Source organism: Bacillus swezeyi (genome assembly GCF_030908325.1).
Taxonomy (GTDB): domain Bacteria; phylum Bacillota; class Bacilli; order Bacillales; family Bacillaceae; genus Bacillus; species Bacillus swezeyi.
Map to the genome: position 1 here is coordinate 1,850,308 of NZ_CP133085.1, position 24,804 is coordinate 1,875,111.

The 24,804-nt window shown below is 48.0% G+C and carries 23 protein-coding genes and 1 riboswitch; of the genes, 22 read left to right on the forward strand and 1 reads right to left on the reverse strand.

What is annotated here, in order from left to right:
* Positions 1 to 12: 12 nt before the first annotated feature.
* The 22 genes from ileS to RBH91_RS09325 all read left to right on the forward strand — a co-directional run bounded on the left by ileS (position 13) and on the right by RBH91_RS09325 (position 23,029).
* Entirely contained in the window at positions 13 to 2,781 is a 2,769-nt protein-coding gene (ileS, locus tag RBH91_RS09220; protein WP_307894316.1) for an isoleucine--tRNA ligase, read from the forward strand.
* A gap of 188 nt (positions 2,782 to 2,969) precedes the next feature.
* Entirely contained in the window at positions 2,970 to 3,335 is a 366-nt protein-coding gene (locus RBH91_RS09225; RefSeq protein ID WP_076760919.1) for a TraR/DksA family transcriptional regulator, read from the forward strand.
* Between the two features lie 51 nt (positions 3,336 to 3,386).
* Positions 3,387 to 3,932 (forward strand): signal peptidase II, encoded by a 546-nt coding sequence (gene lspA / locus RBH91_RS09230; protein WP_307894704.1) that lies wholly within the window; start codon positions 3,387 to 3,389, stop codon positions 3,930 to 3,932.
* 1 nt (position 3,933) lies between these two features.
* On the forward strand, positions 3,934 to 4,848 hold the full coding sequence (locus RBH91_RS09235; protein WP_307894317.1) for an RluA family pseudouridine synthase: 915 nt from the start codon (positions 3,934 to 3,936) through the stop codon (positions 4,846 to 4,848).
* A gap of 179 nt (positions 4,849 to 5,027) precedes the next feature.
* Positions 5,028 to 5,576, forward strand: a complete 549-nt coding sequence (gene pyrR / locus RBH91_RS09240) for a bifunctional pyr operon transcriptional regulator/uracil phosphoribosyltransferase PyrR (protein ID WP_076760449.1) — start codon at positions 5,028 to 5,030, stop codon at positions 5,574 to 5,576.
* A 185-nt stretch (positions 5,577 to 5,761) separates the two neighbouring features.
* Complete coding sequence (gene pyrP / locus RBH91_RS09245; protein WP_307894318.1) at positions 5,762 to 7,066, forward strand: uracil permease PyrP; 1,305 nt, start codon at positions 5,762 to 5,764, stop codon at positions 7,064 to 7,066.
* A gap of 145 nt (positions 7,067 to 7,211) precedes the next feature.
* Positions 7,212 to 8,132, forward strand: a complete 921-nt coding sequence (locus RBH91_RS09250) for an aspartate carbamoyltransferase catalytic subunit (protein WP_076760451.1) — start codon at positions 7,212 to 7,214, stop codon at positions 8,130 to 8,132.
* Complete coding sequence (locus tag RBH91_RS09255; RefSeq protein ID WP_307894320.1) at positions 8,116 to 9,402, forward strand: dihydroorotase; 1,287 nt, start codon at positions 8,116 to 8,118, stop codon at positions 9,400 to 9,402. Before RBH91_RS09250 ends, RBH91_RS09255 begins: the two co-directional genes overlap by 17 nt.
* Positions 9,399 to 10,493 (forward strand): carbamoyl phosphate synthase small subunit, encoded by a 1,095-nt coding sequence (locus RBH91_RS09260; protein WP_307894321.1) that lies wholly within the window; start codon positions 9,399 to 9,401, stop codon positions 10,491 to 10,493. Before RBH91_RS09255 ends, RBH91_RS09260 begins: the two co-directional genes overlap by 4 nt.
* Complete coding sequence (gene carB / locus RBH91_RS09265) at positions 10,478 to 13,693, forward strand: carbamoyl-phosphate synthase large subunit (RefSeq protein WP_307894322.1); 3,216 nt, start codon at positions 10,478 to 10,480, stop codon at positions 13,691 to 13,693. Before RBH91_RS09260 ends, carB begins: the two co-directional genes overlap by 16 nt.
* Positions 13,690 to 14,460, forward strand: a complete 771-nt coding sequence (locus RBH91_RS09270) for a dihydroorotate dehydrogenase electron transfer subunit (protein WP_307894324.1) — start codon at positions 13,690 to 13,692, stop codon at positions 14,458 to 14,460. Before carB ends, RBH91_RS09270 begins: the two co-directional genes overlap by 4 nt.
* Entirely contained in the window at positions 14,460 to 15,395 is a 936-nt protein-coding gene (locus RBH91_RS09275) for a dihydroorotate dehydrogenase (RefSeq protein WP_307894325.1), read from the forward strand. The genes RBH91_RS09270 and RBH91_RS09275 overlap by 1 nt, the downstream gene beginning before the upstream one ends.
* Complete coding sequence (pyrF, locus tag RBH91_RS09280) at positions 15,364 to 16,083, forward strand: orotidine-5'-phosphate decarboxylase (RefSeq protein WP_307894327.1); 720 nt, start codon at positions 15,364 to 15,366, stop codon at positions 16,081 to 16,083. Before RBH91_RS09275 ends, pyrF begins: the two co-directional genes overlap by 32 nt.
* A complete protein-coding gene (gene pyrE / locus RBH91_RS09285; protein WP_307894328.1) occupies positions 16,080 to 16,712 on the forward strand; it encodes an orotate phosphoribosyltransferase in 633 nt (210 codons plus the stop codon). The genes pyrF and pyrE overlap by 4 nt, the downstream gene beginning before the upstream one ends.
* 159 nt (positions 16,713 to 16,871) lie before the next feature.
* Positions 16,872 to 16,976: riboswitch (SAM riboswitch) on the forward strand.
* A 104-nt stretch (positions 16,977 to 17,080) separates the two neighbouring features.
* Positions 17,081 to 17,197 (forward strand): YezD family protein, encoded by a 117-nt coding sequence (locus RBH91_RS09290; RefSeq protein WP_395948150.1) that lies wholly within the window; start codon positions 17,081 to 17,083, stop codon positions 17,195 to 17,197.
* 86 nt (positions 17,198 to 17,283) lie between these two features.
* On the forward strand, positions 17,284 to 17,985 hold the full coding sequence (locus tag RBH91_RS09295) for a phosphoadenylyl-sulfate reductase (RefSeq protein WP_307894705.1): 702 nt from the start codon (positions 17,284 to 17,286) through the stop codon (positions 17,983 to 17,985).
* Positions 17,986 to 17,996: 11 nt separating this feature from the next.
* Positions 17,997 to 19,061 (forward strand): sulfate permease, encoded by a 1,065-nt coding sequence (locus RBH91_RS09300; RefSeq protein ID WP_307894330.1) that lies wholly within the window; start codon positions 17,997 to 17,999, stop codon positions 19,059 to 19,061.
* A 25-nt stretch (positions 19,062 to 19,086) separates the two neighbouring features.
* On the forward strand, positions 19,087 to 20,223 hold the full coding sequence (sat, locus tag RBH91_RS09305) for a sulfate adenylyltransferase (RefSeq protein WP_307894331.1): 1,137 nt from the start codon (positions 19,087 to 19,089) through the stop codon (positions 20,221 to 20,223).
* 12 nt (positions 20,224 to 20,235) lie between these two features.
* Positions 20,236 to 20,841: an adenylyl-sulfate kinase gene (cysC, locus tag RBH91_RS09310; RefSeq protein ID WP_307894333.1), complete on the forward strand. Its 606-nt coding sequence runs from the start codon at positions 20,236 to 20,238 to the stop codon at positions 20,839 to 20,841.
* Between the two features lie 152 nt (positions 20,842 to 20,993).
* The gene (gene cobA, locus RBH91_RS09315) at positions 20,994 to 21,767 is read left to right on the forward strand and encodes a uroporphyrinogen-III C-methyltransferase (protein ID WP_307894334.1); all 774 of its coding nucleotides are present in this window, start codon (positions 20,994 to 20,996) and stop codon (positions 21,765 to 21,767) included.
* A 1-nt stretch (position 21,768) separates the two neighbouring features.
* Positions 21,769 to 22,554, forward strand: coding sequence for a sirohydrochlorin chelatase (locus tag RBH91_RS09320; RefSeq protein WP_307894335.1), 786 nt, complete (start codon positions 21,769 to 21,771; stop codon positions 22,552 to 22,554).
* A complete protein-coding gene (locus RBH91_RS09325; RefSeq protein WP_307894336.1) occupies positions 22,535 to 23,029 on the forward strand; it encodes an NAD(P)-dependent oxidoreductase in 495 nt (164 codons plus the stop codon). The genes RBH91_RS09320 and RBH91_RS09325 overlap by 20 nt, the downstream gene beginning before the upstream one ends.
* A 21-nt stretch (positions 23,030 to 23,050) precedes the next feature.
* Here RBH91_RS09325 and RBH91_RS09330 read toward each other — a convergent pair whose 3' ends face one another.
* Positions 23,051 to 24,766 carry an Rqc2 family fibronectin-binding protein gene (locus RBH91_RS09330; protein WP_307894338.1) on the reverse strand — a complete coding sequence of 572 codons (1,716 nt, stop codon included), beginning with the start codon at positions 24,764 to 24,766 and terminating at the stop codon, positions 23,051 to 23,053.
* Positions 24,767 to 24,804: the final 38 nt, after the last annotated feature.

The following is a 24,804-nucleotide window of genomic DNA, read 5'->3' on the forward strand; positions in this document are numbered from 1 at the left end:
GGAGGAATGATGATGGATTACAAAGACACGCTCTTAATGCCGAAAACAGATTTTCCGATGAGAGGAAACCTGCCAAACCGGGAGCCTGAAATTCAGGGGAAATGGGAGGACATGGACATTTACCGGCTCGTTCAGAAACGGACGGAAGGCAGACCGATGTTTGTTTTGCACGACGGACCTCCATATGCGAACGGTGACATCCATATGGGGCATGCGCTTAACAAAGTTTTGAAGGACTTTATCGTCCGTTCGAGATCGATGAGCGGCTACCATGCACCTTATGTGCCCGGCTGGGATACTCACGGACTGCCGATTGAAACGGCGCTTACAAAAAACAAAAAAGTAAAGCGCAAAGAAATGACGGTAGCCGAATTCCGCAAGCTTTGCGAAGAATATGCATGGCAGCAGATCGAAGGCCAAAAAGCACAGTTTAAACGCCTGGGCGTCAGAGGAGACTGGGAAAACCCATATGTCACGCTAAAGCCTGAATTTGAAGCCCAGCAAATTAAAGTGTTTGGCGAGATGGCGAAAAAAGGCTACATCTACAAAGGGCTGAAGCCGGTTTACTGGTCTCCTTCAAGCGAATCCGCTTTAGCTGAAGCGGAAATCGAATATCATGATAAACGTTCACCATCTATCTATGTTGCTTTTGATGTGAAGGACGGACAAGGCGTTTTGACAAACGGCGAAAAGTTCATCATCTGGACAACAACGCCATGGACGATCCCGGCAAACCTCGGAATCGCCGTACACCCTGAGTTGGAATACAGTGTGGTGGCTGCGGGCGGCTCGCGTTATGTGATCGCAAGCGCATTGGTTGAAAGTGTTGCAAATGTGCTCGGTTTTGAAAATCCGGAAGTCGTGCAAACTGTCAAAGGAAAAGATTTGGAGCACATTGTGGCCGCTCATCCTTTATACGGCAGAGATTCTCTCGTCATGCTCGGTGAACACGTTACAACTGAGGCAGGTACAGGCTGCGTTCATACCGCTCCGGGACACGGGGAAGACGACTTTATCATCGGCCAGAAATACGGACTTGACGTCCTTTGCCCTGTAGATGAAAAAGGAACGATGACAAGTGAAGCGCCTGGCTTTGAAGGGCTGTTTTACGATCAGGCCAACAAGCCGATTACAGAAAAGCTCGAAGAAAACGGCGCTCTTATGAAGCTGGAGTTTATCACCCATTCTTATCCGCATGACTGGAGAACGAAAAAGCCGACGATTTTCCGTGCGACAGCCCAATGGTTCGCATCTATTAAAGACTTTAGAAACGAGCTGCTTGAGGCGGTTCAGGAAACAAAATGGGTGCCTGAATGGGGCGAAACCCGCCTTTACAATATGATCCGCGACCGCGGTGACTGGTGTATCTCAAGACAGCGCGCATGGGGCGTGCCAATTCCGGTATTTTACGCGGAAAACGGCGAACCGATCATCACCGATGAGACGATTGAACATGTTTCCGCTTTGTTCAGGGAGCACGGATCAAATATTTGGTTTGAAAAAGAAGCGAATGAACTGCTTCCTGAAGGTTTTACACACCCTGAAAGCCCGAACGGCAAGTTTACAAAAGAGCAGGACATCATGGATGTCTGGTTTGATTCCGGTTCATCCCATCAGGCTGTATTGGAAGAGCGTGATGACTTAGTCAGACCTGCTGATTTATATTTGGAAGGGTCTGACCAATATCGCGGCTGGTTTAACTCATCCATTTCAACCGCTGTCGCCGTGACGGGAAAAGCACCTTATAAAGGCGTTTTATCACACGGATTTGCACTTGACGGAGAAGGCCGAAAAATGAGTAAATCGCTTGGCAATGTCGTTATTCCGGCAAAAATCATGAACCAATTTGGAGCGGATATTCTGCGGCTGTGGGTTGCATCTGTCGACTATCAAGCAGATGTCCGTGTATCTGACGCGATTTTAAAACAAGTCGCTGAAGTATATCGGAAAATCCGCAATACGTTCCGCTTCCTGCACGGCAATATTGCCGATTTTGATCCGGCAAAAGATGCGGTCGCTGTAGAAGAGCTTCGCGAAGTGGATCAATATATCCTGATCAAGCTGAACAGCCTTATTGAAAAAGTCAAAAAAGCGTATGAGGAATATGATTTTGCGGTGATTTATCATGCCGTTCATAACTTCTGTGCAATCGAGCTCAGCTCATTCTATATGGATTTTGCAAAAGACGTCGTCTATATTGAGCATGCAGATCATCAAGACCGCCGCAGCATGCAGACCGTGTTTTACGAAACATTGCTTGCGCTCGTTAAACTGATTGCGCCGATCCTGCCGCATACAGCTGATGAAATGTGGACCCATTTCACATTTGTAACGGAAAAAAGCGTTCAGCTCAGCGATATGCCGGAAACGCAGGAGATTCCGAATGCGAAAGAGACGGAGGAGACATTCGACCGTTTCATGAAGCTTCGTGATGATGTCTTAAAAGCGCTGGAAACGGCCCGTAATGAAAAGATCATCGGAAAGTCTTCAGTGGCAAGCCTGACGCTTTATCCGAACGAACAATCAAAGGCTTTGCTCTCTTCAATTAAGGAGGATGTCAAACAGCTCTTTATCGTTTCAGAACTTGCAATCGGCGGAACGGAAGCAGAAGCTCCAAAAGAGGCGCAGTCGTTTGAAACAGGCAAAATCGTCGTCACACAGGCTGAAGGTGAGACTTGTGAGCGGTGCCGCATGGTCTCAAAAGAAATCGGCCAGGATGCTGACCATCCTGAACTTTGCCCTCGCTGTGCAGGGATTGTGAAAACATATTATCAAAATTAACCAACAAGCGGTTCGGTTTTCCGAACTGCTTTTTTTATTGCTTTAAAAACCGCTTTTTTAAAGCATTTTAAGAAAGCATCATCCCAAAGCTGACATCGTTTTGAACGTCAGGAAAAATCTTATCAGCTTGGAGATTCGATTTGTCGGCAACACTAAAGGCACAACGCGAAGAGCAGGAGTTGATTCAGGTGGATCATCAGCTGTCAAAGATTCATACAGAGCTTCTTCAAACGAAGGAAGAACTGGAATCAAGACTATTTGAGTATTCCTTTTTTCAACAACATTCTCAAAACATCAATGCATATCAGCAGGCGACTCTCATGTATCATGTAAAAGAAGAGCTACAGGATGTGCTTTTGGCCCTTTCTAAAATAGAAAATGGAACATATGGTATTTGTGAGGAAACAGGCCAGGAGATCCCTCTTTCAAAGCTTGCCGTTCTGCCAACAGCAAGAACGGCGAACGATTTTCTGTACCATATTCAGTTTGAAAAAAAGACGCTGCCCATCTGGGCTGAAACCGATGAGGGATACAGTCATGCACTGTATTCGTGATAATGGGACAACGGTTCTTAAAGAGGGCGTGATGTGCAGCCCTCTTTAAGGATGTCAACGAATATTCCTTTACTCCTATTCTTTTTCTTGATAAAATGCTTAAATGAAGAGAAACAGAAACTGGAGGAACAGTCTGTGCCCTATTACATAATTGCACTGATTATGATCGGTATCGATCAATTAACCAAATGGTTTGTCGTCAGCAAGATGGAGTATGGAGAAAGCATTCCTGTCCTAGACGGCTTCTTTCAGATCACCTCGCATCGGAATACAGGTGCCGCATGGGGCATTCTTGAAGGGCAGATGTGGTTTTTTTACATTATAACAACGGTTGTCATTATCGGTATCGTCTACTACATCCAAAAGCATGCAAAGGGGCAGGTTCTGCTTGGAACGGCGCTCGGATTGATGCTTGGCGGAGCCATCGGCAATTTTATCGACCGTGTAGTCAGACAAGAAGTTGTCGACTTTATCCATGTAACGATCGTCAACTATCATTACCCGATTTTCAACATCGCTGATTCGTCTTTATGCATCGGTGTCCTGCTCTTATTTATACAAATGCTGTTAGACGGAAAGAAGAAGAAGGAGCTGTAAAATGGAGCATTATGAAATGACCGTTCATGAAGATCATAAAAGTGAACGGCTTGATAAATACTTGACCGTGATAGAAACGGACTGGTCGCGGACTCAAGTTCAGCAGTGGATCAAGGAAGAACGCGTCCAAGTCAACGAAAAGGCAGTCAAAGCCAATTATAAAGTTCAGCCGGGAGATGTGGTCAAAGTCGATGTTCCCGATCCAGAGCCGCTTGATGTCGAAGCTGAACCGATGGATCTTGATATTTATTATGAAGATGAGGATGTCCTTGTCGTCAACAAACCGCGCGGAATGGTGGTTCATCCGGCTCCCGGCCATTTGGCCGGAACGCTTGTCAACGGTTTGATGGCGCATTGTGATGACTTATCCGGCATCAACGGCGTTATGCGGCCAGGAATTGTCCATCGGATCGATAAAGATACATCAGGCCTGTTGATGGTTGCTAAAAACGACATGGCCCATGAATCGCTAGTGAACCAGCTTGTCAACAAGACGGTGACAAGAAAATATACGGCGCTCGTCCACGGCATCATTCCTCATGACCACGGAACAATCGACGCGCCAATCGGCAGGGATAAAAAGGACAGGCAAAGTATGACGGTAACGAGAGAAAACGGAAAACACGCCGTGACTCATTTTGAAGTCAAAGAACGGTTCGAAGATTTTACGGTCGTTGAGTGCCAGCTGGAAACAGGGAGAACCCATCAAATTCGTGTGCATATGAAATACATCGGTTTCCCTCTGGCAGGGGACCCTAAGTACGGTCCTAAGAAAACGATCGATTTCAACGGGCAGGCTCTGCATGCCGGGGTTTTGGGATTTGATCACCCGCGCACAGGGGAATATGTTGAATTTAAGGCTCCTTTGCCCGAGGATATGAAAAATCTTCTCGACAATCTTCGAAATAATCATTGACAGACGATTTCTTTTTTGAAATAATAAATGAAGTTAAATCAGATTCTTTAACACAGTCCAGAGAGGCTGAGAAGGATATCGGACAAGTGAAGATTTGATTCGCTTACAGAACCCCTCTCTGCCTTTTTAGCAGAAGGGGTTTTTGTTTTATCCTTATCAAGAGACGGGGTGCTAAAGTCATGGAGGAACAAGAAAAGGCTGTTGTACTTGACGAACAGGCGATCAGAAGGGCGCTGACAAGAATCGCCCATGAGATGATTGAGCGAAACAAGGGAATGAACAACTGTATTCTTGTCGGCATTAAGACGAGAGGCATCTACTTGGCGAAGCGTCTTGCCGAGCGAATCGAACAAATTGAAGGAAACAGTGTGACGGTAGGAGAGCTCGATATTACGCTGTACAGAGACGATCTGTCCAAAAAAACGTCCAATGAAGAACCGCTAGTCAAAGGCGCTGATATCCCGGTGGACATCACCGACCAAAAGGTGATTGTCGTCGATGATGTCCTTTATACGGGACGGACGGTCAGGGCAGCGATGGATGCGCTCGTCGATGTCGGACGCCCTTCATCCATCCAGCTTGCGGTACTGGTTGACCGCGGACATAGAGAGCTGCCGATCCGAGCAGACTTTATCGGGAAAAACATCCCGACTTCAAAGGCCGAAAAGGTCATGGTTCAGCTCGAGGAAGTCGACGGCCGCGACCTTGCGGCGATCTACAAAAAATGAATGATTGTATCCTTTTTTAAATGCATTCCAGTGAGTTTGCAAAGAGGGAAGAAACGAAAGTCACCAGCAGTGTGACGATCTTTGTCTGCCTCTTTGCACCCAGCAAAGAGGTTTTTTTAATGGACGTTTTCTTTTCAGGTATTAAGACATCATAGACAGTGAGTCGATCATCAGGAGGAAAAAATATGAGTCGGAAAAAAGTTAACTTAGGTGTCAGAGAAGTACCAAAGCCGTTAAATTGGCTATCCTTCAGCCTTCAGCATCTGTTTGCCATGTTCGGAGCGACGATCCTCGTGCCGAAGCTGGTAGGCTTGAGCCCGGGGGTTGCGCTGATAACGAGCGGTCTTGGAACGCTGGCGTATCTGCTGATTACAAAAGGCCAGATCCCTGCTTACTTAGGTTCTTCCTTCGCTTTTATCGCCCCGATTATCGCGGCAAAAGCCGCCGGAGGGCCTGGGGCTGCCATGATCGGCGCCTTTATGGCGGGGATTGCCTACGGGCTGATCGCCCTTCTCATCCAGCAGCTTGGTACGGAGTGGCTGATGAAACTGCTGCCTCCAATTGTTGTCGGACCGGTCATTATCGTGATCGGACTCGGTCTTGCCAGTACGGCGGTCAATATGGCAATGTACGAAAACCCTGGGGCAGAGACGCTTGTATACAGCGCCAAACACTTCGGTGTAGCCGGATTTACGCTTGCTCTGACAGTGATCTGTGCGATTTTCTTAAGAGGCTTTTTCAGCCTGATCCCTGTATTGATCGGGATTATCGGAGGGTACTTGTTCGCTCTTACCCAGGGAATCGTAGACTTCCAGATGGTTGTTGACGCCAAATGGTTTGCAGTACCGGATTTCGTTGTCCCGTTTGTTGATTATACGCCGACTGCAGCGGCTCTCGGCATCGGACTAGCCATGGTGCCTGTTGCCTTTGTGACGATGTCTGAACATATCGGACATCAAATGGTGTTAAGCAAAGTTGTCGGCCAGGATTTCATTCAAAAGCCGGGGCTTCACCGTTCAATCTTTGGCGACAGCGTCGCAACGATACTGGCATCATGTTTAGGCGGACCGCCGACAACGACTTACGGCGAAAATATCGGCGTCCTGGCGATAACAAGAGTATTCAGCGTATTTGTCATCGGAGGAGCCGCTGTCATAGCACTGTGCTTCGGCTTTATCGGCAAAATATCGGCGCTGATCAGCTCGGTTCCTTCCGCAGTCATGGGCGGCGTTTCGTTCCTGCTGTTCGGCATCATCGCTTCAAGCGGGCTGCGCATGCTGATCGATCATAAAATTGATTTGGAAAACAAACGAAACTTAATCATTTCATCTGTCATTCTCGTCATCGGCGTCGGCGGCGCATTTATCAAAATTTCGGGATTTGAGCTGTCCAGCATGGCGCTAGCGGCGATCGTCGGTGTGGTGTTAAACCTTGTCCTGCCGGAATCAAGAGAAGATCAGGATGGGATTGAAATAGAAGAACATATATAGAAGACCTTTTAAATGAAGTCCAGAGAGGCTTGAAAGGGTTGCTGAAAGAGAAGTGCTGTCACATTCTCTGATTCACTGTACCCCAAGCCTCCATGGTTTGGGGTTTTTTTGCAAAAAAGATCGATAAAAGCAGAGGGGGAGAAAAATGAAACATCTGACTGCAATGAACGAGCTTAGTCTTGAGGAGATTTACGGGCTGATTGAAGAGGCGAGAGAGCTGAAGAAAGGAAAGCCTGATTCCGTCCTCTCCGGGAAGTTTGCTGCCAATCTGTTTTTTGAACCGAGTACAAGGACGCACTTCAGCTTTGAAGTCGCAGAGAAAAAACTCGGTATGAATATTTTAAATCTGGACGGTGTTTCCACAAGCGTCCAAAAAGGAGAGACTTTGTACGATACGGTGCGGACGCTTGAATCCATCGGCGCTGATGTGTGTGTGATCAGACACTCCCAGGATCACTACTATGAGGAATTGGTTGGACATGTCGGCATTCCGGTGATCAATGCCGGAGACGGCTGCGGCCAGCATCCAACACAATCTTTGCTCGACTTAATGACGATTCACGAGGAATTTAACAGATTTGACGGACTGACCGTATCGATCCACGGCGATATCAAACACAGCCGAGTGGCCAGATCAAATGCCGAAGTATTGACAAGACTCGGCGCGACTGTCCTTTTTTCCGGGCCTGACGAATGGCGGGATGAGGATAATGCGTACGGGACATATGTATCGGCAGATGAAGCGGTGGCAAACTCAGATGTCGTCATGCTGCTTCGGATTCAGCATGAGCGTCATACGAGGAAAACGGCAGACCGCGATTATCTGCAAACATTCGGATTGTCGCTGGAGCGGGCGGAACGGATGAAAAAGCATGCAGTCATTATGCATCCGGCACCGGTCAACCGCGGTGTTGAGATTGACAGCACACTGGTGGAATCCTCCCGGTCAAGGATTTTTAAACAGATGGAAAACGGTGTTTATATCAGAATGGCGGTTTTAAAAAGAGCGCTTGAAGAAGGCGAAAATGAAAAAAGGGGAGATCAAGCTTATGTCTTATTTAATTAAAAACGGAATCATGTTGGATGAATACGGCGAAAATGTACAGCGCGACATCCGGATTGACGGAGAAGCCATAAGCGAAATCGGCAGCCTTGAGGCTGTACCAGGGGAAACGGTTATTGATGCAGAGGGACTTTTTGTTTCCCCGGGGTTTGTCGATCTTCATGTCCACTTCAGAGAGCCGGGCGGAGAGAAAAAAGAGACGATTGAAACAGGTGCAAAAGCTGCGGCAAGAGGCGGATTTACAACGGTCGCCGCGATGCCGAATACACGTCCTGTGCCAGATACGAAAGAACAAATGGAATGGCTGATGAACCGCATTGAAGAAACGGCGTCTGTAAGAGTTCTTCCTTACGCCTCGATTACCATCAGACAGATCGGCGAAGAAATGACTGATTTCGATGGACTGAAAGAAGCCGGTGCATTCGCCTTTACCGATGACGGCGTCGGCATTCAGAGCGCGGGAATGATGTTCGAGGCGATGAAAAAAGCGGCCTCTTTAAATCAAGCAATTGTTGCCCATTGTGAAGACAATACACTGATCTACGGCGGGAGCGTCCATGACGGAGCATTTGCGAAAACTCACGGCTTAAACGCCATTCCTTCCGTATGTGAAGCGGTTCATATTGCAAGGGACGTCCTGCTGGCGGAAGCGGCAGACTGCCATTACCACGTCTGTCATATCAGCACGAAGGAATCAGTCAGAGTCGTCCGTGACGCCAAAAAAGCGGGAATCCGTGTGACAGCAGAGGTGACACCGCATCATTTGCTGCTTTCTGACAGCGACATCCCCGGTCTTGATACAAATTACAAAATGAATCCGCCGCTCAGAAGCACAGAAGACAGAGAAGCGCTTCTGGAAGGTTTGCTTGACGGTACGATTGATTTCATCGCAACAGACCATGCGCCGCATACAGAAGCGGAAAAACAGCAGTCGATGAGCCTTGCGCCATTTGGCATCGTCGGTTTGGAAACGGCTTTTCCTCTTCTTTACACGCACTTTGTCAAAAATGGCTCATGGACTTTGAAACAGCTGCTTGATTATATGACAATCAAGCCTTGTGAAGCGTTCGGACTGCCTTATGGGAAACTTGAAGCAGGGCGGTCAGCTGATATCACGCTGATTGATCTTGAACGAGAAAACAAAATTGATAAAAACACCTTTCTTTCTAAAGGAAAAAATACACCGTTTGACGGCATCAGCTGCTTTGGCTGGCCGGCCATGACAATGGCGAAGGGAAAACTCGTTTACCAAGAGGGGAGACTTGTAAAATGAAAAGACGTCTTGTATTAGAAAACGGCACGATATTTGAAGGGGAAGCATTCGGCAGTCTGGAAAACAGCATGGGAGAAGTCGTTTTTAACACAGGGATGACAGGCTACCAGGAAATCCTTTCAGATCCGTCGTACTGCGGACAGATCGTCACCCTAACGTACCCATTGATCGGAAACTACGGTATCAACAGAGACGATTTTGAATCGATCACACCTTATGTCAAAGGGTTTATTGTAAAAGAGTTATGTCAACTTCCGTCAAACTGGCGTTCAGCTTATACGCTTGATGAATATTTGAAAATGAAGAATATCCCGGGGCTCTCAGGGATTGACACGAGAAAGCTGACGAGGATGATCAGAACGGCGGGTACGCTGAAAGGAGTATTTGCCGGCCCTGACGAAGATGCGGACGCTTTGATTCAAAAGCTGAAAGAAACAAGCCTTCCGACCGACCAGGTCAGCCAAGTTTCAACAAAGACGGCATACCCGAGCCCTGGAAGAGGGAAACGGATCGTACTCGTAGATTTCGGAATGAAACACGGCATCTTAAGGGAACTGAACAAACGCAAGTGCGATGTGATCGTCGTTCCCCACAATACAACGGCAGAAGAAGTGATGCAGCTCAAGCCTGACGGCGTGATGCTGTCAAACGGACCTGGAGATCCAACAGACGTACCGGAAGCGATTGAAATGATTCAAAACATTCTCGGCAAGGTTCCTTTATTCGGCATCTGCCTCGGCCACCAGCTGTTTGCACTCGCCTGCGGAGCAAAGACAGCGAAAATGAAATTCGGCCACCGCGGCTCCAACCACCCGGTCAAAGAGCTTGAAACCGGAAGAGTATCAATAACGGCGCAAAACCACGGCTACACGGTATCATCTGTTGAAAACACGCCGCTTGAGGTGACGCATGTGGCGATTAACGACGACACAATCGAAGGGCTCAAGCATAAACACGAACCGGCGTTCACGGTTCAGTACCATCCGGAAGCTTCACCGGGTCCTGAAGATGCAAACCATTTATTTGATCAATTTTTAGACATGATTGAAACCACAGAGAAAGAAGGGGAAGCGGTATGCCTAAACGCGTAGATATCAAAAAGATTATGGTGATCGGATCAGGGCCGATTATTATCGGCCAGGCGGCGGAATTTGATTATGCGGGCACCCAAGCCTGCCTCGCTTTAAAAGAAGAAGGCTATGAAGTCATTCTCGTCAACTCAAATCCGGCAACGATCATGACGGATACGGAAATGGCCGACCGTGTTTATATCGAACCGCTGACGCTCGAATTCTTAACACGGATCATCCGCAAAGAACGACCGGACGCGATTTTGCCGACATTGGGCGGACAGACGGGCCTCAACTTGGCGGTCGAACTGTCAGAGCACGGAATCTTGGCTGAGTGCGGCGTCGAAGTGCTCGGCACGAAACTGTCAGCGATCCAAAAAGCGGAGGACCGCGATTTATTCAGAAGCTTGATGAATGAACTGAATGAGCCTGTTCCGGAGAGCGAGATCATCCACTCGCTCGATGAAGCGCACGAGTTTGTCGAGCGCATCGGTTTTCCCGTCATCGTTAGACCGGCATACACGCTTGGCGGAACAGGCGGAGGCATCTGCTCAAACGAGGACGAGCTGAAGGAAATCGTTGAGAACGGCTTGAAAATGAGCCCGGTTCATCAATGCCTGCTCGAAAAGAGCATCGCCGGCTACAAAGAAATCGAGTATGAAGTCATGAGAGACTCGAGCGACCACGCGATCGTCGTCTGCAATATGGAAAACATCGATCCGGTCGGGATTCATACCGGGGACAGCATCGTTGTCGCGCCGAGCCAGACGTTAAGCGACCGCGAATACCAAATGCTTCGCAATGTGTCCTTGAAAATCATCCGCGCGCTTGAAATCGAAGGCGGATGCAATGTGCAGCTGGCGCTTGATCCGGACAGTTTTCAATACTACATCATCGAGGTCAACCCGCGGGTCAGCCGTTCATCAGCGCTTGCTTCAAAAGCGACGGGCTATCCGATCGCAAAGCTGGCGGCCAAAATCGCCGTCGGACTGTCTCTTGACGAAATGATGAATCCTGTTACAGGAAAAACGTACGCATCTTTTGAACCTGCACTCGACTATGTCGTCTCAAAAATTCCGCGCTGGCCGTTTGACAAGTTTGAATCGGCCAACCGTAAGCTCGGCACACAGATGAAAGCGACGGGCGAGGTGATGGCGATCGGAAGAACGTGGGAGGAATCACTCCTTAAAGCGGTCCGTTCTCTTGAAGCGGATGTCTACCACCTTGAGCTGAAAGATACGGCTAAGATTACGAATGAAGTGCTCGAAAAACGGATTAAAAAAGCGGGAGACGAACGACTCTTTTACTTGGCCGAAGCGTTCAGAAGAGGCTACACAGTCAACGATCTCCACGAATTTTCAGCGATTGACCTGTTTTTCCTGCACAAGCTGGAGGGGATCATTCGCTTTGAAGAGAAGCTGAAAGCCGGGCGCGGCGACCTCGGCCTCTTAAAAGAAGCGAAAGAACTTGGTTTTTCAGACCGCTTCATCAGTCTTTTCTGGGAGATGCCTGAAAAGAAACTGTATGAGAAAAGAAAAGAAGCCGGCATCACGCCTGTTTATAAAATGGTCGATACATGCGCGGCCGAATTTGAATCGGAAACACCGTATTTCTACAGTACGTATGAAGAAGAAAACGAATCAGTCAGAACGGAGAAAAACAGCGTCATCGTTCTTGGTTCAGGGCCGATCCGGATCGGCCAGGGAGTCGAATTTGACTATGCGACCGTTCATTCGGTCTGGGCCATTAAAGAAGCCGGCTATGAAGCGATCATTATCAACAACAACCCTGAGACGGTTTCAACAGACTTCAGCATTTCTGACAAGCTTTATTTTGAGCCGCTCACTGTTGAAGATGTCATGCATATCATCGATTTAGAGCAGCCGAAAGGTGTCGTCGTCCAGTTTGGCGGGCAGACAGCGATCAACCTCGCCGATGAACTGGCGGAGCGGGGAGTTGAAATCCTTGGAACGTCGCTTGAAGATTTGGATCGTGCAGAAGACCGCGACAAGTTCGAACAGGCGCTTGAAACGCTGAACGTACCGCAGCCGCTCGGAAAAACCGCTACATCTGTAGAAGGCGCCGTTGAAATCGCCGCTCATATCGGGTATCCGGTCCTTGTCCGCCCATCGTATGTTCTCGGGGGACGGGCGATGGAGATCGTTTACCATGAAGCAGAGCTTCTTCATTACATGGAGAACGCGGTAAAGATTAATCCGCAGCACCCTGTATTAATCGATAAATATTTGATCGGAAAAGAAATCGAAGTGGATGCGATCTCTGACGGTGAAACGGTCGTCATTCCGGGCATTATGGAACATATCGAACGCGCCGGCGTCCATTCGGGAGACTCGATTGCCGTGTACCCGCCGCAATCTCTTTCAGATGAAATTAAGAGAAAGATTGAACAATACACGATTGAACTTGCGAAAGGCTTAAACATTATCGGACTGCTCAACATTCAATTTGTTTTATCAAAAGATGAAGTTTACGTCCTTGAAGTGAATCCGAGATCGAGCCGCACGGTGCCGTTCCTCAGCAAAATCACAGGAATTCCGATGGCGAATCTCGCGACTAAAGTCATTCTTGGCCGGAAGCTGGGTGACATGGGCTATACAGAAGGCTTGCAAAAAGAACAGGAAGGCGTATATGTCAAAGTGCCGGTCTTCTCGTTCGCGAAGCTGAGAAGAGTAGATATTACTCTCGGACCGGAAATGAAATCGACCGGAGAAGTCATGGGCAAAGACAGCACATTGGAAAAGGCGCTTTACAAAGGACTGATTGCATCAGGCATCCAGATTCCGAATTACGGGTCAGTGCTTCTGACCGTTGCTGATAAAGATAAAGAGGAAGGGCTTTTGATCGCCAAACGGTTCCATGCCATCGGCTACAAGATTTTGGCTACAGAAGGAACGGCCGGCTATTTGCGGGAAGCATCCGTCCCGGTTAAAACCGTCGGTAAAATCGGTGAAGAAGGCACAAATCTGCTTGACGTCATCCGAAACGGAGAAGCACAGTTCGTCGTCAACACGCTCACAAAAGGAAAGCAGCCGGCAAGAGACGGCTTCAGAATCAGACGTGAATCTGTTGAAAACGGAGTGGCCTGCCTGACATCCCTCGATACCGCCGAAGCGATTTTGCGGGTGCTTGAAAGCATGAGCTTCCGCGCAGATCATATGCCTGCGGCCAAGATCGAGCAAGAGGCGGCTATTGTCAGATGAAAAAAGAATATATGACGGTTCGTTCAAACGAGTGTATAGCCGACGACATTTATCAAATGGTGCTTGGGGGAGAGCTTGCCGACGCGTGCAGCACCCCCGGCCAGTTCCTTCACTTAAAAGTCTCAGATTCTGTGACCCCGCTGTTGAGAAGGCCGATCAGCATCGCAAATGTTGACAAGGCCAAGCAGGAGATCACGATGATCTATCGCAAGGAAGGGGAAGGAACAAGCCTTCTTTCTTCAAAACAAAAAGGTGATCAGGTCGATGTCCTTGGCCCGCTCGGAAACGGATTTCCGGCCGATTCGCTCGACCCCGGAAAAACGGCATTGCTTGTCGGAGGAGGCATCGGTGTGCCGCCCCTTTACGAGCTTTCTAAACAGCTGACAAAGAAAGGGATCAGCGTTATCCACGTGCTGGGATTTGCTTCGGCAAAAGATGTCTTTTATGAGCGGGAATTCAGTGAGTACGGACAAGTGTATATCGCGACTGCCGACGGCACACACGGATCAAAAGGGTTTGTTACGGACGTCATCGAAGTCGAGGGGCTTCAGTTTGACTACCTTCTTGCCTGCGGACCGACGCCGATGTTGAAAGCTTTGAAACATCGCTATCCGGACAAAGACGTTTATCTTTCAATGGAAGAGCGGATGGGCTGCGGAATCGGCGCCTGTTTTGCCTGTGTATGCCATACGGAGCAAAGTGAAACATCGTATGTGAAAGTTTGTCTCGACGGCCCTGTTTTTAAAGCGCAGGAGGTGCTTTTGTAATGCTAGAAGTGAATTTGCCAGGCCTTAAATTGAAAAATCCGATCATGCCGGCCTCAGGCTGCTTTGGCTTCGGAAAAGAGTTTGCCAACTTTTACGACCTTTCCTGTCTTGGCGCAATCATGATTAAAGCGACGACGAGCGAGCCACGCTTCGGAAATCCGACACCGAGAGTCGCTGAGACGCAGGCAGGCATGCTCAATGCGATCGGCCTGCAAAATCCGGGTCTTCAGGCTGTCATGGAGAGAGAGCTGCCATGGCTTGAACAATTCGACACGCCGATTATAGCCAATGTCGCCGGCTCGCAGCTTGAGGATTATGTGGAGGTTGCCGAAGAAATCAGCAAGGCTCCGAACGTTCACGCACTTGAGCTCAATATTTCCTGCCCGAACGTAAAAACCGGAGGAATCGCCTTCGGGACGAGTCCCGAAATGGCGAGTGAGCTGACGAAGGCGGTTAAAGAGGTTTCGAGTGTGCCCGTCTATGTGAAGCTGTCGCCGAATGTCGCCGACATTGCCGAAATCGCTCTTGCGATTGAAGAAGCGGGAGCGGACGGCTTGACAATGATTAACACTTTGGTCGGCATGAGGCTGGATTTAAAAACGGGAAAACCGATCTTGGCCAATAAAACCGGAGGATTATCAGGCCCTGCCGTAAAACCGGTGGCGATCCGGATGGTATATGAAGTCAGCCAGAAAGTCAGCATTCCGATTATCGGCATGGGCGGCGTTCAGTCTGCTGAAGATGCACTCGAATTTTTGCTGGCTGGAGCAAGCGCTGTCGCCGTCGGCACGGCCAACTTCGTCAACCCGTTTGCCTGCCCGGAGATCATTAAAGATCTGCCGCGCGTTTTAGAAAAATACGGATACAAATCTTTGAACGAGTGTATCGGAAGGAGCTGGAAGGATGAAACATACGCCGCCCATCATCGCGCTTGATTTTGCATCAGCACAGGAATCATTGGCATTTTTAGATCGTTTTCAAGGAGAAAAACTGTTTGTGAAGGTGGGGATGGAGCTTTTTTATCAAGAAGGCCCTTCCGTCCTTGAAGAACTCAACATGAGGGACTGCCGTATTTTCTTGGATTTAAAATGCCATGACATTCCGACGACCGTATATAAAGCAATGAAAAGGCTGGCGGGATTTGGTGTCAATTTAGTCAACGTCCACGCAGCTGGAGGGAAGCAAATGATGGAAGCAGCGCTGGAAGGTCTTGAAGCAGGAACAGCAGCAGGACAAAAGCGGCCGTCCTTAATCGCGGTGACACAGCTGACAAGTACGTCGCAAGACATGCTTAAACATGAACTGCTGATAGAAACGCCGCTGAATGACACCGTTCTTCACTACAGCAGACTGGCGGAAGAAAGCGGACTTGACGGTGTTGTCTGTTCCGCTCATGAAGCCGAACACATCTATCAGGCTGTGGCGCCTACTTTTCTGACCGTCACACCGGGAATTCGCTTAGAGGAGGACAAAAACAATGATCAGGTCAGAGTGGCGACGCCGTCTTATGCAAGGGAAAATGGCGTTTCAGCGATCGTCGTCGGCCGTTCGATCACACAAGCTGAAGACCCTGTATCAGCCTATCAGAAAATAGCACTTCAGTGGGAGGGAACGAAGGCATGAAAACAGATATAGCAAACCATCTACTAAAGATCAAGGCGGTTTTCCTGCGGCCGAATGAGCCGTTTACATGGGCGAGCGGCATCTTATCGCCGATCTACTGCGACAATCGTCTGACACTTTCATATCCAGAAGTGAGGGATGACATCGCTTCAGGTCTGGCCGAACTGATAAAAGACAAGTTTCCGGAAGCGGACATGATCGCCGGTACGGCGACCGCGGGTATTCCGCATGCCGCACTCGCCGCTGACAGACTCCGTCTGCCGATGTGCTATGTCAGAAGCAAGCCGAAGGCGCACGGAAAAGGAAACCAAATTGAAGGGGCAGTCAAAGCAGGGCAGAAAGTCGTTGTGATTGAAGATTTAATTTCAACCGGCGGAAGCGTTCTTGAAGCCGCAGCCGCGTTAAAAGCGGCCGGATGTGATGTGCTGGGCGTCACCGCCATTTTCACATACGGCCTCCCCCAAGCAGCTAGCGCTTTCAGTGAAGCAAATGTCGACTATGATACACTGACTGACTATGACACCTTGACAGAAGCCGCTCTTGCCGGCGGCTATATTAGTGAAGCGGATGCCGACAAGCTGAAAGAATGGAAAGTCAATCCCGAGTCCAAAACTTGGATGAAAAAGTGATAAAAGCCGTGTTCCCTTTAAAGGGGAGCGGCTTTTTTGCGTCTTTTTTCAGGCTGGATACTAGTAAAATAGCATCATTTTTATTTTTTATTAATCCTATAAAAAAAGTCGGGTTGACTTTTATTCGAATTGTGCTAAAATTTTAAAATAACAAAAGCAAACTTATCAAGAGTGGTGGAGGGACTGGCCCGATGAAACCCGGCAACCTGCGTATAACGTAAGGTGCTACTTCCAGCAAAATGCCCTCATTTTGAGAGATAAGGAATATCAGAAGTTCCTCATCTTTCTTTCAAATTTGGAAGAAAGATTTTAATTTTTACGGGGCAGAGGAGGAGCTAGAAGTGAAAACAGATGAGCAGCTCGAAAAAGTGATCATCACAATGAAAGACATGCTGAAAGACATGAATTACGGATCTATCACATTCGTTGTTCAAGACGGCAAAGTCATTCAAATCGAAAAAAATGAAAAAATAAGATTGAAATAGCTGACTAGACAAACTAGAGGCGGTTTTCACAGTTTTTTTCTGTTGGAAGCCGTCTTTTTTGTTGGCGAAAAAAGGGGGAACCGAAAATTTTTACTTACAGTACATGGGAGGAACCGAACATCTCTTTTCAAGAGGATGACTTATACAAAGGAGCGCTTTCCGTTCTGAAATGGGCGTACGGCCATTACGGAGACCAGCTCGTATATGCATGCAGTTTCGGGATTGAAGGGATCGTCCTGATCGATTTGATTTACAAAGTAAAAAAAGATGCCGTCATCGTTTTTCTTGATACAGGGCTTCATTTTAAAGAAACGTATGAAACGATCAACGCTGTCAAAGAACGATATCCGGGCCTTCAGATTATCATGAAAAAGCCGGAGCTCACCGTCGAACAGCAAGCGTGGGAATACGGAGACGAACTTTGGAAGACCGCTCCGAATTCCTGCTGTGAAATGAGGAAGGTCATTCCTCTCCGGGAGACGCTTTCAGGTTATCCGGCATGGCTGTCAGGCCTGCGCCGCGAGCAATCCGAAGGACGCAGAAATACGAACTTCTTAAATAAAGACGAAAAATTCAAGTCCATTAAAGTTTGTCCGCTCATCCATTGGACGTGGAAGGATATATGGAGATATGTGACAAAACACGACCTGCCGTACAATCCGCTTCACGACCAAGGATATCCGAGCATCGGCTGTGCGCCGTGCACCTCTCCGGCCTTTACGATGGAAGATCTTCGTTCCGGACGCTGGAACGGATCAAATAAAACAGAATGCGGACTACACGAGTAAGGAGATGAGTCATGGAACTTGCCGCCATTATATTTAGCATGTTTTTTGCGGTGAACATCGGAGCGAGCGGTGCAGCGGCTTCTATGGGCATCGCCTACGGATCGGAAGCGGTGAAAAAAAAGCTCCACGCGCTCTTGATCTGTGCGGCCGGCGTTCTCTCGGGAGCCGTCATCGGCGGAGGAAATGTCGTGAAAACGATCAGCTCAGGCATCATTCCAGAACGGGTGATTACGCTTGAAATCGTCTGCATTATCATCGGCTCAGCCGCGTTGTCGCTTTTTATCGCAAATGTTCTCGGCATTCCACTTTCGACAAGTGAAGTGACAGTCGGATCTGTCGTCGGAGTCGGTGTCGCATACCAAGTTTTGTTTGTCAAATCTTTGCTTGTTATCGTCTCATTTTGGGTGATTGTTCCGATCGTTGCTTTTTCTTTTACATTTTTTATGGCGAAGGTCATCAAAAAAACGATAAAACGTCCAGCCTCAGGAAAAAAAGCAAAGGTTTTGACGGTTCTTCTTTTAATGACCGGATTTTTCGAGGCCTTCTCAGCGGGTATGAACAATGTGGCAAATGCTGTGGGTCCTTTGGTGGCGGCGCATGTTTTGACAGTCGGAGAAGGAACGCTGTACGGCGGACTGTTTGTCGCGCTCGGCGCCCTTTTATTGGGGCGGCGCGTTCTTGAAACGAACGGCAAAAAGATTACGAGATTCTCAAAAGGAGAGGGGATCCTTCTGTCGGGAACAGGAGCGGGGCTTGTGATGATCAGCTCAATTTTCGGCCTCCCTGTTCCGCTTGCGCAAGTAACTTCATCTTCTATTATAGGAATGGGGATGGCAAAAAACGGCGGCAATGTTTTTCATAAACAGGTGGTCAAAACGATGCTGAAAGTGTGGATCGTATCGCCGTTCCTTTCGTTAAGCCTATCGTACATGCTGGTCAGCCTTTTATTAAAAGGAGACTATTACGCTCTCATCGTCGTCACGAGCGTTCTTTTGGCATCTGTCGGAACGATCAGCCTGATGAGGGCGGTAAGAAAAGAACACAGCTCTGTCCATGAACAGGGCGGAGGAATTTAAACATCGAGCAGGAGGAAAAAGTCTTATGAGTTTAGCACCACATGGCGGTGTATTGGTCAACCGCGTAAATGAAACATACGATTATCAACATATTGCACAGGAAATTGAGCTTGATCTGATCGCTTTTGCCGATTTGGAACTGATCGGAATCGGAGCATACAGCCCGATTCAAGGCTTTCTGACAGAGAAAGACTATCTCTCAGTAGTAGAGAATATGAGACTGGCCGGCGGTGAGGTATGGACGCTCCCGATCACTCTTCCGGTAGATGAACAAAAAGCGGTTCAATTAAAAACAGGCGATACCGTCCGCCTCACTTACAACGGAGAAACATACGGCGTCATTGACATCGAAGATATCTATACACCGGATAAGAAAACGGAAGCCGTACGAATCTATAAAACTGACGAACTTGAGCATCCGGGCGTCAAAAAATTATTTGAACGGGGAGACGTCTATGTCGGCGGCCCGATCACCCTCATTAAACGGAGCGAAAAGCAATTTCCAGCGCACACGTTTGAACCTGCGGCAACGAGACAAAAATTTGCTGAGCTGGGCTGGAAAACGATTGTCGGATTCCAAACGAGAAACCCGGTTCACAGAGCACACGAATACATTCAAAAGACGGCGCTCGAAACGGTTGACGGTCTTTTCCTCAATCCGCTGGTCGGAGAAACGAAATCAGATGATATCCCGGCAGACGTCCGCATGGAAAGCTATCAGGTGCTGCTTGACGGGTATTACCCGAAAGACCGTGTCTTCCTCGGCGTTTTCCCGGCGGCCATGCGCTATGCTGGTCCGAAAGAGGCGATCTTCCATGCCCTCGTCAGAAAAAATTACGGCTGCACACACTTTATCGTCGGAAGAGACCATGCAGGAGTCGGCGATTACTATGGAACATATGAAGCACAGGAGCTGTTTGATCAATTCAAACCTGAAGAGATCGGCATTACCCCGCTCAAGTTTGAACACAGCTTTTACTGCAATATCTGCGGATCAATGGCAACGGCGAAAACATGCCCGCACGATAAAGAACACCATGTTATTTTATCAGGCACAAAGGTAAGGGGAATGCTGAGAAACGGCGAATTTCCGCCGAGCACATTCAGCCGCCCGGAAGTCATTCAAACATTAATCAAAGGCTTAGCAGCCGGAGTTTCTTAAGGAGGAGCAGCTTTGGTGAATAAAGATATCGTCTGGCATGAAGCATCCATTACTAAGCATGAATATCATGCAAAAAATAAACATAAAAGCTCGATCATTTGGCTGACGGGCCTAAGCGGTTCTGGAAAATCTACGATCGCCAATGCCGCTGCCCGCGAGTTGTTTGAAGAAGGATACCAGGTGACAGTGCTTGACGGCGATAATGTCAGGCACGGGTTGAACAAAGACCTCGGATTTTCTGACGAGGACAGAAAAGAAAATATCCGCCGGATCGGCGAGGTCGCAAAACTGTTTGTCGAACAAGGCACCATCGTCATTACGGCATTTATTTCTCCTTTTAAAGAAGACCGCGATGTCATCAGGCAGCTGGTTGAGGAAGATGAGTTTCATGAAGTCTATGTCAATTGCGACTTAGAAACGTGCGAACAGCGGGATCCGAAAGGCTTATACAAAAAAGCGAGAAACGGGGAGATTCCATTTTTCACCGGAATCGATTCGCCTTATGAAGAACCCGAAGCACCGGAGCTTGTGCTTGATACGAGTCAAAACGACCGAAACGCATGCAAAAACCAGCTCGTCGAATACGTGAAAACACATGCAAAATCATTCGGAAAATAAAAAGCGCGATCAATAGGAAAGTGCAGCTGATGCACTTTCCTATTTCATAAAGAAAACGTTTGGTTTTTGTGATATTTTCGGGCGCCAAACGCTTTCTTTATGATTTATAATGAGTTGAGGAAGATGCTGATCAGATCGGGGGGAGATCTAAGATGGGGAAAGTATATATCGTTGGGGCAGGTCCAGGAGACCCCGATTTACTGACGATCAAAGCTTTAAAAGCCATCCAAAAAGCCGACGTCATTTTGTATGACAGGCTTGTGAATAAACAGATTTTACAGCATGCCAAAGCGGAAGCAGATTTGATTTACTGCGGAAAGCTTCCAGACTACCACATGATGAAGCAGGAGACGATCAACCATTTTCTCGTCAAGTATGCGAAGAAGGGGAAAACCGTTGTCAGGCTGAAAGGGGGAGACCCTTTCGTATTCGGCAGGGGCGGAGAGGAAGCAGAAACCCTTGCTGAGAACGGGATTTCTTTTGAAATCATTCCCGGGATCACCTCTGGGATAGCCGCAGCCGCATATGCCGGCATTCCCGTGACTCATCGGGAGGCAAGCTCAAACGTCGCTTTCGTGACAGGCCATTACAAAAAAGAAGAAGAATTTGAAGAGAAATGGAAAGCGCTCGCCACAGGGATTGATACCCTTGTGATTTATATGGGGATGAAAAACATTCACCAAATCGAAAGGCTGTTAATTGACAATGGCAGAGACCGGTCAACTCCTGCCGCTTTCATTCATTGGGGCACGACCGAAAAGCAAAAAACGGTGCTTTGCACGGTAGAAACGCTGGCTGAAACCGTCGAAAATGAGAATATTACGAATCCGAGCCTGATTGTCATCGGCGATGTGGTTCATTTCCGCTCGAAATTAAACTGGTTTGAAACCGAGCTGAAAAATACGGCATTAAGCGAGGCGTTATAGGATGAAACAAGCTATATTGTATATCGGCCACGGCAGCCGTCTGAAAAAAGCCCAAAAAGAGGCGGCCGCTTTTCTGGAAGGCTGCAAAGGAAACATGTCCGAACCGATTCAGGAAGTCTCTTTTTTGGAACTGGCAGCGCCGGATATCGAAACGGGCTTTAAAACATGCGCGGAAAAGGGAGCGACACATATTGCGGCCGTTCCGCTTCTGCTTTTGACCGCCGCGCATGCCAAAAAAGACATCCCCGAGGAGCTCGCCGATGTTTCTTCCCGGTATCCTTCCATCCGCGTCACGTACGGTAAACCGATCGGGGTCGACCAGGAAGTTGTCAAAGCCGTTTTAACGCGGATTGAAGAAACGGGAACACCTTATGAAAATGCAAGGGTCGTGTTGATCGGAAGAGGAAGTTCAGATCCCGATGTCAAGCGGGATGTCAATGAAATATGTGTCCGCCTTAAAGAGCTCGCTCCAGTTGAAACGGTCATTCCCTGTTTTATGACAGCTTGCAAGCCGTATTACCGGGATGTTTTTGCAGAGCTTGAGGAGGCCCGCGGAAAAACGACTTTCATCGTTCCGTATCTGCTGTTTACCGGAATGCTGATGAATGAGATCGAAAGAGAAGTCGAAAAACTGAAAGAAACCAATCCTGATGTTGTGCTCACTGAATATCTCGGCTTTCACCCCCATATTCAACAAGCCTTTTTAAACCGCGTTGAAGAGGCCGTTTTAAATAAAGACAGCCGCTTTGATTTCAAAGGAGTATCCGATGCTGCCTCTGCACATTAATATAAGCGGAAAAAGGGTGGCCATTGCCGGGGGAGGGCGGATTGCGGCAAGACGGCTGCAAACGGTCATCAGTGAAGGTGCAGCCGTTACCGTGATCAGCCCTGAAGCATCTGCTGAAATGCTTGAATTGATTGAGACATACCGTGTACATTGGAAGAAAAAGAAAGCGGAGCCAGCCGATTTCAAAGGAGCGTTTCTGATCATTCTCGCAACCGATGATCCTGAAGTGAACAAGCGGATTGCCCAATCAGTCTCAGATCATCAGCTAGTGAATGTTGCAAGTGAAGCGGAACGCGGCAATGTATACGTTCCAAAAATCATAAATAAAGGAAACATTACAATCTCTGTCTCGACAAACGGAGCAAGTCCGCGCCACACGATCGAACTGGCCGGACAGATCGAAGAGCTGGTCGATGATCAGCTTGTCCGTGAAATCGGAGAGCTTTTCAACAAAAGAAGAGGCCCGAACCATTGATGGTTCAGGCCTTTTTTGTATTTAGCGCGATTTTTTCAGCTTGATGACAAGGTCTTCATCAGGAGTCACAAACACGGTTTGCTGGCGGTCATAGGTGACAAACCCCGGTTTTGCGCCATTCGGCTTTTTGACATAGCGTATTTTTGTATAGTCAACAGGCACTGATGCTGAATTTTTGGCTTTGCTGTAGTAGGCTGCGATCTGAGCCGCTTCAAGAATGGTTTTCTCATCAGGCTCACTCGTTTTAATGACGACATGTGAACCGGGAATATCTTTCGTATGAAGCCAGATGTCGTCGCGGGCGGCATGCTTCATCGTTAAATACTCATTTTGCTTGTTGTTTTTTCCGACCAGAATCGTTTCTCCAGTCGAAGATTCATATGTTTCAAGGGAAGGCGCCTGTTTTTTTGGCTTTTTCTGGCCCTGCGGCTGTTTGGCGCGTAAATATTTTCCTTCGGCAAGCTCTTCGCGAATTTCATTTAAATCCTTTGGCGAGGCTGATGACAGCTGCTGAATCAGCTGATCGAAATAAGCAATTTCCTCTTCAGCCAGTCTGATCTGCTCTTGAACGACTTTCACGGAATTTTTAGCCTTCTGATATTTTGTAAAATAGCTTTGTGCGTTTTCTGACGGCGTTTTGTTCGGATTGAGCGGAATGGTGATCTCTCCGCCGTTTTCATCATAATAGTTGATCACTTTCGCCGATTTATCGCCTTTTTTCAGCTGGTAGAGGTTCGCTGTCAAAAGCTCTCCGTAAAGCTGATACTCTTTTGCATGTTCAGAATGTGCCAGCGTTTTTTCAAGCTTCTTGATTTTATTTTCGTTCTTTTTCTTTTCATTGATGACGAACCGTTCTAAATCATGGGCCTGCTGTTTAACGCGATCCCGTTCCGCTTTGCCGAAATAAAAGCGGTCCAGGAGTCCGCTCAGCGTCTCAAACATTCGTTTATCGCCTTTTAAATGGGTCAAATCAAGCAGATAAAAATATTCTTTTCCGCCTTGTGACACAAGCTGAGGGGCAAAACGCCGCTGTTTGACAGCAGCAAACATCTCCATCAGCCCATTCGGAAGCGTCGCCCTGTTGGCGAGCCCTGCGCGGTGCAGGGCTTCTTTTGCAAACAGAGGAGAGACGCCGGAAAAGGTATCAACAATCTGTCTGTCCAATTTTCCTTCCTGAAAATTCAGGTGGCGGAGAATGTCCTCTTGTTCAGCCTCAAGCGGTGAAATTTTGTTCTGTGCGGGAGGCAGAATGTAATCGTAGCCGGGAAGGACGGTCCGGTAGCTGTTCACGGAAGGAGAAAGGTGTTTCAAACTGTCAATAATCACGTCTTTTTCCCCGTCAGTCAAGACAATGTTGCTGTGTCTTCCCATAATCTCAACGAAAAGCTTTCTGATGAGCGTATCGCCGATTTCATTGCGGCTTCGAATGTGAAAAACCATCATTCTGTCCATTCCGATTTGTTCAATGTGTTCGATAAATCCGCCTTCCAGATGCTTGCGAAGCAGCATGCAAAACATCGGCGGAGTGCTCGGATTATCATATGTTTCGTTTGTGAGGTGAACCCGTGCATAGCTTGGATGGGCGGAGAGCAGCAATTTAACATTCCGCCCGTTCGCCCTGATGTGGAAAACAAGCTCGTGCTTAAACGGCTGGTGGATCTTTGCAATCCGCCCGCCCTGAATCGTTTTGTTTAATTCTTCTATCATTCCATATGTAAAAATGCCGTCGAAAGACATATTCAAAACACCCTTTTCTCATTATTCCTCTAACGTCA